General features: G+C 33.3%; 14 protein-coding genes. All 14 read right to left on the reverse strand.

All coding sequences use genetic code 11. The features are described from left to right. Window positions 1-195 precede the first annotated feature (195 nt). The 14 genes from rplS to fapR all read right to left on the reverse strand — a co-directional run bounded on the left by rplS (window position 196) and on the right by fapR (window position 13994). The gene (gene rplS / locus NST10_RS04050; RefSeq protein ID WP_000181404.1) at window positions 196-546 is read right to left on the reverse strand and encodes a 50S ribosomal protein L19; all 351 of its coding nucleotides are present in this window, start codon (window positions 544-546) and stop codon (window positions 196-198) included. Window positions 547-648: 102 nt separating this feature from the next. Then, on the reverse strand, window positions 649-1386 hold the full coding sequence (gene trmD / locus NST10_RS04055; protein ID WP_000687323.1) for a tRNA (guanosine(37)-N1)-methyltransferase TrmD: 738 nt from the start codon (window positions 1384-1386) through the stop codon (window positions 649-651). After that, on the reverse strand, window positions 1386-1889 hold the full coding sequence (gene rimM / locus NST10_RS04060) for a ribosome maturation factor RimM (RefSeq protein WP_001261987.1): 504 nt from the start codon (window positions 1887-1889) through the stop codon (window positions 1386-1388). The genes trmD and rimM overlap by 1 nt, the downstream gene beginning before the upstream one ends. 187 nt (window positions 1890-2076) lie before the next feature. Further along, window positions 2077-2352, reverse strand: coding sequence for a 30S ribosomal protein S16 (gene rpsP / locus NST10_RS04065; RefSeq protein WP_000268754.1), 276 nt, complete (start codon window positions 2350-2352; stop codon window positions 2077-2079). 434 nt (window positions 2353-2786) lie between these two features. Further along, the gene (gene ffh / locus NST10_RS04070; protein ID WP_000863474.1) at window positions 2787-4154 is read right to left on the reverse strand and encodes a signal recognition particle protein; all 1368 of its coding nucleotides are present in this window, start codon (window positions 4152-4154) and stop codon (window positions 2787-2789) included. Between the two features lie 25 nt (window positions 4155-4179). Beyond that, a complete protein-coding gene (locus NST10_RS04075) occupies window positions 4180-4512 on the reverse strand; it encodes a putative DNA-binding protein (protein ID WP_000531319.1) in 333 nt (110 codons plus the stop codon). After that, complete coding sequence (ftsY, locus tag NST10_RS04080) at window positions 4499-5749, reverse strand: signal recognition particle-docking protein FtsY (RefSeq protein WP_000007673.1); 1251 nt, start codon at window positions 5747-5749, stop codon at window positions 4499-4501. Before ftsY ends, NST10_RS04075 begins: the two co-directional genes overlap by 14 nt. Next, window positions 5749-9315, reverse strand: coding sequence for a chromosome segregation protein SMC (smc, locus tag NST10_RS04085; protein WP_000262715.1), 3567 nt, complete (start codon window positions 9313-9315; stop codon window positions 5749-5751). The genes ftsY and smc overlap by 1 nt, the downstream gene beginning before the upstream one ends. A 146-nt stretch (window positions 9316-9461) precedes the next feature. Further along, window positions 9462-10193: a ribonuclease III gene (gene rnc / locus NST10_RS04090; RefSeq protein WP_000043237.1), complete on the reverse strand. Its 732-nt coding sequence runs from the start codon at window positions 10191-10193 to the stop codon at window positions 9462-9464. 115 nt (window positions 10194-10308) lie between these two features. Further along, window positions 10309-10542, reverse strand: coding sequence for an acyl carrier protein (locus tag NST10_RS04095; protein WP_000426914.1), 234 nt, complete (start codon window positions 10540-10542; stop codon window positions 10309-10311). A gap of 242 nt (window positions 10543-10784) precedes the next feature. Further along, on the reverse strand, window positions 10785-11519 hold the full coding sequence (gene fabG / locus NST10_RS04100) for a 3-oxoacyl-[acyl-carrier-protein] reductase (protein WP_000167269.1): 735 nt from the start codon (window positions 11517-11519) through the stop codon (window positions 10785-10787). Further along, window positions 11512-12438 carry an ACP S-malonyltransferase gene (gene fabD, locus NST10_RS04105; RefSeq protein WP_000047355.1) on the reverse strand — a complete coding sequence of 309 codons (927 nt, stop codon included), beginning with the start codon at window positions 12436-12438 and terminating at the stop codon, window positions 11512-11514. The genes fabG and fabD overlap by 8 nt, the downstream gene beginning before the upstream one ends. Next, on the reverse strand, window positions 12431-13417 hold the full coding sequence (gene plsX, locus NST10_RS04110) for a phosphate acyltransferase PlsX (RefSeq protein WP_000239746.1): 987 nt from the start codon (window positions 13415-13417) through the stop codon (window positions 12431-12433). Before plsX ends, fabD begins: the two co-directional genes overlap by 8 nt. A 4-nt stretch (window positions 13418-13421) precedes the next feature. Next, the gene (gene fapR / locus NST10_RS04115; protein ID WP_001548538.1) at window positions 13422-13994 is read right to left on the reverse strand and encodes a transcription factor FapR; all 573 of its coding nucleotides are present in this window, start codon (window positions 13992-13994) and stop codon (window positions 13422-13424) included. Window positions 13995-14138: the final 144 nt, after the last annotated feature.

Genomic DNA, 14138 nt, shown 5'->3' on the forward strand with positions numbered 1-14138 from the left:
ACTTAGTAGATTTTTGTTTATATAACCATTTTGAGCAAACACGTTATGAATAAAGAAGGGAAAAACAATTACATTATCAACTTTACATTAATAAAACAGCAAAAAAAGCCATCTATATCACTCCATAAAAGTGACCTAGATGGCTTTATTGATTGAGTCGAATTTGACTCATACATAGCTTTGTTTAAATGCTGATTAACGAATTTCTTGGATTCTAGCAGCTTTACCACGTAAACTACGTAAGTAATATAATTTAGCACGACGTACTTTACCACGACGTTTAACTTCGATTTTTTCAATTTTTGGTGTGTGTAATGGGAATGTACGTTCCACGCCAACACCTGATGAAATTTTACGAACTGTAAACGTTTCAGAAACGCCACCGCCACGACGTTTAATTACAACGCCTTCGAATACTTGGATACGCTCACGAGTACCCTCAATGATACGTACGTGTACACGTAAAGTATCACCAGGACGGAAACTTGGTAAGTCTGTACGTAATTGTGATTTAGTTACTGCTTCGATTAATTTGTGATTTGTCATTATAAATTCTCCTCTTCAACCTATGTTCTTGCCTCGACAAATATATAGCAGCGGATCATAGTGATTTTTGTGTTTCCACACTCAGATTATGTTAGCACAATACTAACCTTTTTTCAATCCTATTTTATATCTTTCTAATATTTGCTTATCTGCATTAGTTAATGGATATTTTTCAATTAAGTCAGGTCTTTTATTATATGTGCGGATCAACTTTTGCTCATGTCTCCATGCATCAATATTGGCATGATTTCCAGACAATAAAACATCTGGAACTGTTAGACCCTTAAATTCACGCGGACGTGTATATTGCGGAAACTCTAATAACCCATCAGAAAATGAATCATCTTGATGTGACTGTTCATTACCTAAAACACCTGGAATCAGTCTAACAATAGCATCAGTCATGGTCATCGCTGGCAATTCTCCACCTGTTAAAACATAGTCACCCATTGATATTTCATCTGTGACAAGATGTGTTCGGATACGTTCATCGTAACCTTCATAATGTCCGCATATGAAAACGATGTGGTCAGCCTTGCTTAATTCAACAGCTTTCTGATGTGAAAATGGCTCGCCTTGTGGACACATTAAAATAACGCGTGCTTGTTCTGTGACATCTAAGTCTTCCATCGCATTAAAAACAGGTTCAGGCTTTAACACCATACCTTGTCCGCCACCATACGGATAATCATCTACTTGGTTGTGCTTGTTAATTGCATAATCTCTAAAATTAACCGTATTGATTTGTAATTTATTGTTTTCTTGGGCACGTTTCATAATTGAATGATTTAAAACACCATCAAACATTTCAGGAAATAAAGTTAAATAATCAATTTTCATTAATCCAACAATCCTTCCATTGGCGTGATGATAATTTTTTTATTTTCAACATCCACTTCTTTTACAACATCAGCAATATAAGGAATCAAATATTCTTTAGATCCTTTAATCACCCACACATCATTCGCACCTGTTTCAAATATATTAATTACACGACCTATTGGTGTTTCTTGATCATCAAAAACTGTACATCCTATAATATCTGAATAATAAAATTCATTTTCCTCAAGTACGATATCTTCATGATCACGCTCTTGATAAATAGAACTCCCTTTTAAATGCTCAATATCATTAATATTATTAATACCTTCAAATGTGAGCATATGAAGCCCTTTATGCACTCTATGTGACTTAACAGTATATTCAAGGTCGTTATTGTTATGCACAACTGTCAGCACTTGACCGGGTTGAAAACGAACGTCTGTAAAGTCTGAATTGGATTTTACTTTAATTTCACCTTTAATACCATGTGTGTTAACAATTTGACCAACTTCAACTCTCATTCTATTACCTCCAACTCTATGCTTTGAACACTTCTATTTTAATTGAAAATAATTCAAAGAAAAAGGGCACCATTATGGTACCCAATACGTTCTATATTACTAACATGTGATATTCCCAACGTATCATTGAGTAATAACTGTCAGTGTAAACGAGTTATTCTTATTGTTAGAACAATTTTACGCTAAATTACTTAGCTTTCTTTTGTTCGTCAAATTTTTTCATAATACCTTCTTTTGATAAGATATTGTGAACTGTATCAGTTGGTTTCGCACCATCATTTAACCATTTTAAAGCTAACGCTTCGTCAACTTTAATTTCTGGAGCATTAGCGCTCGTTGGGTTATAAGTACCGATTTGTTCGATGATACGTCCGTCACGTGGAGAACGAGCATCTGCTACTACGATACGATAGAATGGATTTCTTTTTGAACCTAAACGTGTTAAACGAATTTTAACTGCCATTTATAAAATCTCCTTTAAGTCATGTTTTAATTTTTATTTTCTACAAGAAATAATATTAACAGGTGTGTGAATGTTTGTAAAGAGTTTTTTCTTTACCTAGAAAATTATTGAACCTTTTCCTTACAAAAATAACTATGTGATTACTAAATTAGACTGTTAATAGGTTATAAAAATTCATAGTAGCCTTCACCACATACGTGTTTAGTTAATTTATCCCGTAAGGACATGAATGGTACCACTTCTACCGCACACGTTCTCCCAATATAACTTATTAATATTAGCAACAATAACCTCATGTTCTAGCAAATCAGCAATTTCAGTATTTAATTATTATTGTGTATCTAAAAATATGCACCCCATAAAGTTATATTCTTTAGTATAACTTTCGGGATGCACATCTCATTGCAACAAAAATCAGCATGTTAAATTAAACATTAAAATGGTAAGTTCATACCTTTTAACATATTTTGCATTTGATTGCGTTTACCTTTTTTACCTTTACCGCCACCAGTGAATTGTTTCATCATTTTCTTCATATCGTTAAATTGTTTCATCAAACGATTGACTTCTTGTAATGAACGTCCAGAACCTTTAGCAATACGCTTTTTACGTGATACATTCAATGTGTCTGGATTGTTTCTTTCAGCCGGCGTCATTGACTGGATAATCGCTTTAATATGATCAATTTGCTTTTCACTCATATTAAGCTTATCTAGCCCTTTCATTTTATTCATACCTGGAATCATTTTCATAATATCATCCAGTGGTCCTAAATTTTTCACCTGATCAAGTTGTTCTAAAAAATCATCTAAAGTAAATGATGACTCACGCATCTTTTTCTCTAAATCTTTTGCTTTTTCTTGATCCACATCTTGTTGTGCTTTTTCAATTAAACTTAACACATCACCCATACCTAAAATACGTGATGCCATACGTTCAGGATGGAATAGCTCTAAACCATCTAACTTTTCACTCATACCAACAAATTTAATTGGTTTTTGTGTCACCGAACGAATAGATAAAGCTGCACCACCACGTGTATCACCATCTAATTTAGTTAAGGTAACACCTGTGACATCAAGTTGATCGTCAAATGATTCTGCAACATTGACAGCATCTTGACCCGTCATTGAATCGACAACTAACATAATTTCGTTTGGTTTAGCAATGTCTTTTACTTCTTTTAATTCGTTCATCAATGCTTCATCGATGTGTAATCGACCTGCTGTATCAATGATTACAAAGTCTAAATGTTCTTCTTTAGCATGTTTTAATGCATTAGTTACAATTTGTTGTGGCTTTACTTGATCCCCTTCACTGTATACAGGAATATCAATTTGTTTTCCTACTGTTTGTAATTGATTTATCGCTGCTGGACGATAAATATCTGCTGCAACTAACATTGGTTTTTTGTTGTATTTTTTACGCATCAATAATGCTAATTTACCTGCAGTTGTTGTTTTACCAGCACCTTGTAAACCAACCATCATAACAACAGTAGGTGGTTTATTTGACATATTAATCGATGTATTTTCTCCACCCATCAACTTCGTTAATTCATCTTGAACTATTTTAATAACTTGTTGCCCTGGTGTTAATGATTGCATTACATCGGAACCTAATGCGCGTTCTGATACTGTTTTAATAAATTCTTTTACCACTTTAAAGTTTACGTCAGCCTCAAGTAACGCTAATCTTACTTCACGCATCATTATCTTTATATCAGCTTCAGTAAGTTTACCCTTACCACGCATTTTTTGCATCGTCGCTTGCAGGCGTTCTGATAAGCCTTCAAATGCCATATCGATGTCCTCCCTCAATTTATATCTATTCTAAGTCTTCTAATTGTTGAATATAACGTTGTATTTGTTCTGGATTACTTAAATGTTTTTTCATTTCATCATATATTTCTCGGCGTTGCTCAAATTTCTGGTATAATTCCAATTTCTTTTCATAATCTTCAACTAAATCGCCAGTTCTTCTTATATTATCATAAACTGCTTGTCTACTCACATTAAAAGTATCTGCGATTTCACTTAAAGAATAATCTTCGAGATAAAATAATTCCAAATAATTACGTTGTTTATTCGTCAATAAGGATTGATAAAAATCAAACAAATAATTCATTCGTAACGTTTTAACTAAATCATTTTGCCCCATGATTATCGTCCTTTTCTTCTGTTACAATTTGATCATTTTCAACTGTTGTTATTTCTTCATTTTGTTCAATCATATCAGCGAATAAGCCGTAGACATAACTTTCAGGGTTAAATGGTTGTAAGTCATCTAATTGCTCACCTAAACCTACATATTTAACTGGAATGTGCAATTCATTACGAATGGCTAATACGATACCACCTTTGGCTGTACCATCTAATTTCGTTAATACAATACCTGTAACATTTGTTACTTCTTTAAAGTTTCTAGCTTGTGACAACGCATTCTGACCAGTTGTAGCATCTAAACATAGTAATGCTTCATGAGGCGCATCTGGCACTGCTCGATTAATTACACGCTTAACTTTTTCTAATTCTTGCATTAGATTTGTTTTATTTTGTAAACGTCCAGCGGTATCACAGATTAAAATATCAACACCTTTGTTTTTAGCGGCATTAATCGCATCATACATAACAGCAGCTGGATCAGAACCTTCACTTTGGCTAATTACATCTACACCAACACGTTCGCCCCAAACTTTCAATTGATCAATAGCACCCGCTCTAAAAGTATCGCCCGCAGCTAACATTACTTTTTTACCTTCCATTTTATATCGGTAAGCTAATTTTCCAATTGTTGTTGTTTTACCAACACCATTCACACCAACCATTAAAATGACATTTAAACGACCATCTTCTAAGTTCATAGCTTCTGAATTATCATCTTCTTGATGGTAAATCTCTACGATTTTTTCAACAATGACTTCACGCAAATCTTCAGTATCTTGAATATTACGTCGTTGTGCTTCCATACGTAATTCTTCAGTTAACGTCATCACTGTATTAAAACCGACGTCTGCAGTGATTAACATTTCTTCTAAAGCTTCAAAAAAGTCTTCATCTACTTTACGATATCTCGCTATCAAATTATTTAATTGTTCTTGGAAATTTTGACGAGATTTTTCGAGTCCTGCTTTAAATTTAGCACCCATTTTTTGAGCTTCAATTTCTTCAAAATCTTCAATTGATATTAAGCCATCGTCATCAAAATCCGCTTCACTCAACTTGCGTGGCTTCTTTTTCACTTCAGCATTTTCTGCTAAATCATTTACGTCCTGCGTTGAACCTTCAGAATGTGTATCTTCTAATTTGTCTTGACCTTGTTCTTCTGTTAAGGATTTAACTTCATCATTTTCTTTATTTGTTGCAAACTTATCTTTTAAGCGTTTAAAAAAGCTCATTATTGCTCCTCCTTCAACACATCATCTATTGTATTTAAATTCACACTCACAAGTTTAGTAACACCTGATTCTTGCATTGTTACACCGTATAACCTATCTGCAAATTCCATTGTTCCTTTACGGTGTGTAATAACAATGAATTGTGTTTCGTCTGATAACTCATTTAAATATTTTGCGTATCTAATAACATTCGCTTCATCTAATGCAGCTTCAACCTCATCTAATATAACAAAAGGTGCAGATCTTACTTTTAAAATTGCAAATAGTAAAGCAATAGCAGTTAATGCACGCTCACCACCACTTAGTAACGATAAATGTTGCAACTTTTTACCCGGTGGTTGTACCACAATATCAATACCAGCTGTTAAATAATCGGCTTCAGTTAATTGCAATTCTGCATCGCCTCCACCAAACAATTGTTTGAACATAGCTGTAAAATGTCCTTGAATAGCATGGAAAGTTTCTTTAAATCTTTCAGTAACCTCTTGATCCATTTCACTTATAATTTGCTCTAATGTTTCTTTAGCTTTACGAAGATCTGTACGTTGCTCACTTAAAAATGTATAACGTTCATTTAACTCTTCAAATTGTTCAATTGCATTTAAGTTTACAGGACCTAGTTCATCAATCGACATCTTCATTAATTTAACTTTTTTACGTAATGCGTCAATCGATTCATCACTCGTATATTCAGATTTTGCACGTTCAACAGTCAATTGATATTCATCATTTAAATGATCTATCGCATGATGAATTAATACATCTAGCTTTGATTGTTCAGCTTTAATATCTTGGTAGTGATTTTCGATAGCTAAAATATCTTGGTGACAAACTTGTAGTGTAGCTTCTTGCGCATCGATTTGTTCATTCAACTCAATACGTTGTTGTTTCAATTTATCTAATTCATCAGATAAGCGTGTTCTCGTTTCTTGTTGACCATTAATTTGATCTTTAATATTTTGAAAAGCTTGTTCGCCCATCACTTCATCCGAATTAAAGAATGCTATTTTTTCTTTAACATCATTTAATTGATGTTTGGTTTGTTGACTTTGATTATTTAATCGATCTATTGTCTGTTGTTGTGTTTTAATACGCTCTTTAACCACAGCAAGATCAGATTGTTTCTGATGTAACGTTTGTTGTGTTTTAGTTAAGCTTTCCTTACCTTCTTTAGAAAGTTTTGTGTAGCGTTCAATTTCATCTTCTAGTCGTTTTAAAGATGCTTTAATACTTTCTAAATGAGTTTCTTTTTCACTCAAAGTTTGTCGACTTTTGTCACTCGTATAACCATCATTTTTTTCAAATTCAAATTCTTCATGATCATTTTTTATTTGTGTTTCTTGTGTAGTTAATCTATCGAGCTCCATTTCAAAATGATGCACTTGCTCTTTAAGTGTATTATGCTTTTGACTTTTTTCAAAATACAGTTCACTTAATTGATCACTTTTTATCTTCAACTCTTTAAATTGTTGTTCAAATGATTCTGTTTGACGCAAGTAATCTTCTAATTGGTGTCTCATTGTTGTCAACTCGTCTTTTTGAGACAGAATACTTTTTGACTTACGAGCGCCACCACCAGTCATAGAACCACCAGGATTTACAATATCACCTTCCAAAGTAACAATACGAGTTCGATATTTAATCGCACGTGCCAATTCATTTGCATGCTTTAAATGATCAACGATAATCGTATTACCTAATAAATTCCCGATAATATTTTGATATTCTGGTGCTACTTTAACTGCTTCCGAAGCAATACTAATAAATCCGTTTGCCTCTTTAGCAATAGACTTAATATCAGTCGCTACCGCTCTACTCTGTATAACATTTAATGGTAAAAACGTCGCACGACCTAAATTACGTTCTTTTAAAAATTGAATAGCCTGGCGTCCATCTTTTTCTGAATCTACAATGACATGTTGTAATGAAGCACCTAATGCTGTTTCAATTGCCTGAGTTAATTTAGATGGCACATCAATAATTTCCGCAACTGCACCATGAATACCCTTTAATTCTTTATTTTTAGCTTTCAAAATATGTTTGACGCCATTGAAAAAATAAGTATATTCTTCCTCTTGCGTTGCCAAACTATCAATACGTGTTTTCATTTTTTCGGTATATCGATATGCTTGATACAATTTCTCTTCGTATTCGTTTTGTGCTTTTTTTGTATCAGTGAGGTCTTTTTCTATATTTTTAATTTCTTTATCTACAGCAGAAAGTTCTTTGTTGGTCTGTTGATATTCTTTTTTAGTCGTTTTTATTTGACCCTGAATATCTTTCAATTGCTCAAAGACTTCAACTAATCGAGAATCTAGTCTTGATTTTTTAACCTCATTCTCTTCTATAGTATGCTTTAAAAAACGAATATCATTGTTAACATCTGATTGCTCTGACATTAATGTATAGTATTCGTTTTTAATTTCTTCCAATTTTTCATCGTGTGCTTCGTCTGAAACATATAGTTGTTCTTCAAGTTCACGAATGACAGCATTGAGTTCTTTTTGTTTACTTTTCAGAGACTTATAAGTATCTTGAGCTTCAGAAATCTCACTTGATATATTTTCTAAAAGCTCAATTAAATTTTCTTGTTCTTCTTCATATCGTGCATTTGTTTCAGATTGATTTTTCTTACGTTCTACTAAAACATTTAATTGTCCCGTATATTTTTCAAAGGCTTCCGTAGCTTTTACTAATTGATAATTAAGCGATTCAACATCATTATCAAGTTGATGACGCTTACCTTTATATTGTTGAATTTGTTGGCTTAAACGTTGCTTGTCAGCTTCTTTATTTGCTTGTTGACCTTGTAAATCATTTAAACGTTGATCTAATTGTCTATTGTCATTTGTATATTGATCAATATCGTGCACTGTAACTACAATGTCACTATGTTTCATTTGGTGTGAAAGTGTCTTATATTCTTTAGCTATAGCTGCCTCCTCTTTTAGAGGTTCTACGCGACCTTCCAAATCATATAAAATGTCTTCTACTCTCGTTAAATTATCTTCTGTTTGGTCAAGTTTATTTAATGATTCAGCTTTACGTTTTTTATATTTAAGTACACCAGCCGATTCTTCAATAATTTGACGTCTATCAATTGGTTTAGCATTTAGTATTTCATCAACTCTACCTTGCGAGATAATGCTATATGCTTCTTTCCCCAATCCAGAATCTAAAAATAAATCGGCAATATCTTTTAATCTTGCACGGTCATTATTTATGTAGTACTCACTTTCACCACTTCGATACAATCTTCTTGTTACAATAACTTCGTTTTCATCAACACTGAGCTTTTTAGAATGATTATCTAATCTTAACTGTACTTCAGCATAATTTTGAGCTTTGCGATGTTCTGCACCTGAGAAGATAATATCTTCCATTTTTGAGCCACGTAATGATTTAGCCGATTGTTCACCCAACACCCATTTAATAGCATCTGTAATATTACTTTTACCGCTTCCATTTGGACCAACAATTGCAGTCACACCTTTATCGAATTGAACATTGGTTTGATCTGCAAAAGACTTAAATCCAATGGCATCTATTGATTTTAAATAAACCATCCTAAACTCCTTATCACAATTTTAAAGAACACATGTATACGATATTTTAGTATTTGTATATTAAATTTCGAAGTTGTTCCATAAAATATTAAAAATTCTTCCATAAATCCTAAATCGAACACCTATATGTCGTATCATATAAATTTCTATTTAATTTGCTTTAATTGCTTATAGGCACTTTCAGCAGCGCGTTGTTCTGATTCTTTTTTCGTTTTCCCTTTACCTTCAGCTATTGCTTCCCCTTGCAGAATAACTTCTGAAGTGAATAGACGATGATGTGCCGGTCCCTCTTCTTTTATTAAATTATAGGTTACATCACCTTTATTTTGCTGGTGCACATATTCTTGGAATTGTGTTTTAAAATCTACCACGCCTAATAACTCATTTTGTTCTACATGTGGGAAAATGACTTTCTCAGCAAATTTCCAAACTATATCTAGTCCTTGATCCAAATACAATGCCCCAATAAATGCTTCGAATGCGTCTGATATTAATGATGGTCTTGTACGTCCCCCTGTTTTCTCTTCACCTTTACCAAGTAAAATCATTTCGTTCAATCCAATTTTATTCGCAAATATTACAAGTGAGGGCTCACATACAATAGTGGCACGCATTTTTGTTAAATTCCCTTCTGGCAAGTTGGGATGTTTATCAAATAAATATCGTGAAACCGTCAATTCTAATACCGCATCACCCAAAAACTCTAAACGCTCATTATGGTCTAAACGATTCATATTAAAATCATTAATAAAACTCGAATGCGAAAATGCTTGTTGGTATAAATCAATATTTTGATAAGTAAAGCCTAACTCTGTCATTTTAGTATCAAAGCGCTTTCTAAAACGATTAACTATCTCACTTTTCTTTTGTTTAGACATTATTTTATCTCCTTTATGTGTTGCTCTTGAATCATCTTTAATTTTACGTTAAAACTATTGATAATTAAAGAAAAAAACTGAGTCGACAATACTGACGACCCAGATGTAAGATTTATTATTTTTCAAGACTGTTAATAAATTTAACAGCATCACCAACAGTGTTGATTTTTTCAGCTTCTTCATCAGGAATTTCAGTACCAAACTCGTCTTCTAATTCCATTACTAATTCAGCGATATCAAGTGAGTCAGCGCCTAAATCATCTTTGAAAGATGCATCTTCAGTTACTTTATCAGCGTCTACACCTAAACGGTCAACGATGATATCTTTTACTTTATCGAAATTTTCCACGTCGATTCACCTCCTTTAAAAATGCCTATACATAGACTATTATATTTTCCCATTTTAAATTCTAAAAAACAAGTAGAAATTTTAGAAACAGTTATCAATTTATTGATTACTGTTTCTTAGGGAGAAATTCTGGAACCATATCTTGGTTGCTTAGAATTTCCCCCGCAAAGTTGACTAGGTCAGGCATTTCTCCATTGGATGACCAGTCAACCACTGCGTCAATGAGCTTTAGCTCAAATATATTACATGTACATTCCACCATTTACATGGATTGTTTGACCTGTAATATATTTTGCTTTGTCTGATGCTAAGAACGCTACTGTATTAGCAATATCTGTGTCTTGACCAAAACGTGCTAACGGAATTTGAGTCAACATTTGTTCTTTAAGCTCATCACTTAAAGCATCTGTCATATCAGAAACAATAAAACCAGGTGCAACTGCATTTACAGTGATACCACGAGATGCTAATTCACGCGCCGCAGATTTAGTTAAACCAATAACACCTGCTTTTGTTGCAACATAGTTTGCTTGTCCCGGATTACCTACTGCTCCAACAACACTTGATAAATTAATGATAGCACCACTACGTTGTCTTAACATTTGTGGTGTTGCTTTTTGAATACAGTTAAATACACCTTTTAAGTTTGTGTCAATAACATCATCCCACTCTTGTTCTTTCATACGCATTAATAAATTATCGCGAGTAATACCTGCATTATTTACTAAAACATCTAAAGAACCAAATTGGCTAACTACTTCTTTAATCATTGCTTTAACTTCATCAGCATCGGCAACATTTGCTTGAATCGCAAAACTGTCAACACCTTTAGCTTTGATTTCTTCGACTACTGCTTCAGCTTTCTCTTTGCTGCCTGCATAGTTTACTGCTACATTATATCCTTCTTCTGCTAATTGTAACGCAATACTACGTCCAATTCCTCTTGATGCACCTGTTACTAAAGCACTCTTAGTCATTTTCATTCCATCCTTTCACATCTTCTAAAGTTTGAATTGATGTTAACTTAACATCTCTATTTATTTTTTTAATTAAGCCAGATAAAACTTTTCCAGGACCAATTTCAATAAAATGATCAACACCTTGGTCTATTAGCCATTCTGTTGAGTTAATGAATTGTACTGGTGAATATAATTGTTTGACCATATTAGATTTAATTACTTCTTTGTCAGTTTCACCTTGCGCATTTACATTTTGAACTACAGGAAACTTAGCATCACGCCATTCAAATTGATTAATATAACTTGAAAAATCTTCTTCAATCACTTTCATTAGCGATGAATGGAATGGGCCAGATACTGCTAAAGGCATGACACGCTTTGCACCTAATGATTTACCTTTTTCTACTAGCTCATCAATTAAAGCTTTGTGACCTGAAACAACAATTTGACCTGGGCAATTAATGTTTGCTGGTTCAATTATTTTGTCATCAGATGATAATGACTTACAAATTTCATCAACTTTATCAAAATCTAAGCCCAATACTGCAGCCATGCTTCCTACACCAGAAGGAAATGCTTGCGCCATTAATTGACCACGTTTTCTAACAATTTTAACTGCATCTTCAAATGATAATACGTCAGCTGCAACTAAACTTGAATATTCACCTAAACTATGCCCCATAGTAAAATCGGGATTCAAATTTTTTAGTGCTGCTAATAATGCCGAACTATGCGTCAATAAAGCTGGTTGCGTGTTTTCAGTTTCACCCAATTTACCTTCTTCGTCAGTAAACATTGTCTCTAAAATATCAAAGTCTAATGTGTTTGCTGCTGAAGTTAAAATTTCAGTTGCTTGATCGTTGTTGTTATATAAATCTTGTGCCATACCAACTTTTTGGGCACCTTGTCCCGGAAAAATAATTGCTGTTTTACTCATTTGATTCACCTACAGTCTCTTTCATTGTTTGTACAATATTTTGCTCTCCTGCTATTTTTGCTTGTCTAATTGCAGAATAAAAAGCTTTAGCATTTGAACTACCGTGTGCTTTAACTACGGTACCTTCCAATCCTAATAATACGGAACCACCGTATTCTGAGTAATCCATCTTTTTAGCGAATTCTGCTAAATCTTTCTTCAATATTGCACCTGCTATTTTATTTTTAGTACTACTCATAATCGTATCTTTTAACATTTTACCGATTGATTTTGCAGTACCTTCTAAATTTTTAAGGACCATGTTCCCAGTATAGCCATCGGTAACTACAACATCTGTATCGCCATCCATTAATGTCTTCGCTTCAATATTCCCAACAAAATTCAATGAATGATCTTGATTTAATAACTCATATGATTTTTTCGTTAAACTATTACCTTTAGCTGGCTCGGTACCTATATTTAATAATGAGATTTTCGGATTATCAATACCTCTAATTTTTTGAGCATAAATATCCCCTAGTTGCGCATACTGTAATAAGTGTTCAGGCTTAGCATCAGCATTTGCACCAACGTCTAAAAAGACAAAACCTTTTCCATCAATCGTTGGCAATGTTACTACTAAAGCCGGTCTAGCTACACCTTTAATACGTCCAACAATGAATAAACCAGCTGACATTAAAGCACCAGTATTACCTGCTGACACACATCCATCTGCCTCACCAGATTTCACAGCTTCAGCCATTTTTACCATTGAGCTATCTTTTTTACGTTTAATCGCTCTAACAGGCTCATCTTCCATTTCAATCTTTTCAGAACAATGTCTAAATTCGATTCGTTCATGGTTCAGATTATACTTTTTTTCGTCACCGAAAAGTATAATTTCTAGATCTTTAAAGTCTTCAACAGCCTTTTGTACGGCTTCTAATACGATATCAGGCGCATTGTCGCCACCCATCATATCAATTGCTAATTTAACCATAATTTTATCCTCGCTTATCATAAAACATTTTAAAATTTCCTTTGAAAACTAATGTATGTTTAACATATGACTTTACTTCGACGTAATAATGTTTTGCAGTTTGATTTACAACTCGTGCTTCTGCTCTTACCGTATCATTTAATTTTACTTTTTCAATAAATTGAATGCTACTCTCATGAGTTAAAACTGTTGGTTGCTTAATTAGCGCAACACATAATGAATTTGCCTGAGCAAACAGCACATGACCACGCGCAATTCCAGTTTTATGAAAAACAGAATCCGATGTAATATCTAAAATTGATTGCGCTTTAACATTTGGATTGACTTGAATCAAATCACCAATAAATTCTTGTTCTTCAATAGAACTTATTTGGTCATAATTTTTTTCAGCAACTAATTTAATACGCTTCCTTAATTCTGGTATGTTTAAATAAGTGCGATCTAAACGAATTGTTTGTATACTCACTTGAAATAAGTCGCTTAGTTCATGGTCTGTGATGAAGGGATTGCTATCAATTTGTTGTCTGATTGCTTCTCTACGTTTATCTTTCTTTAGTTTCAACGTCTCACCCCTCATTTTTTAGTACCTAGTCTTAAACATTCCTCACATATCATAACACTTTCTATTTAACCGACTCAACAAATAACTGTATTATTTAGCTATTATTTAGTCGAAAATTTATAAATTTTTAAAATACCACTTTACATTTAAATAGTTCAA

The organism is Staphylococcus sp. FSL W8-0305, from assembly GCF_037966415.1.
In the GTDB taxonomy this organism is placed as follows: domain Bacteria; phylum Bacillota; class Bacilli; order Staphylococcales; family Staphylococcaceae; genus Staphylococcus; species Staphylococcus aureus.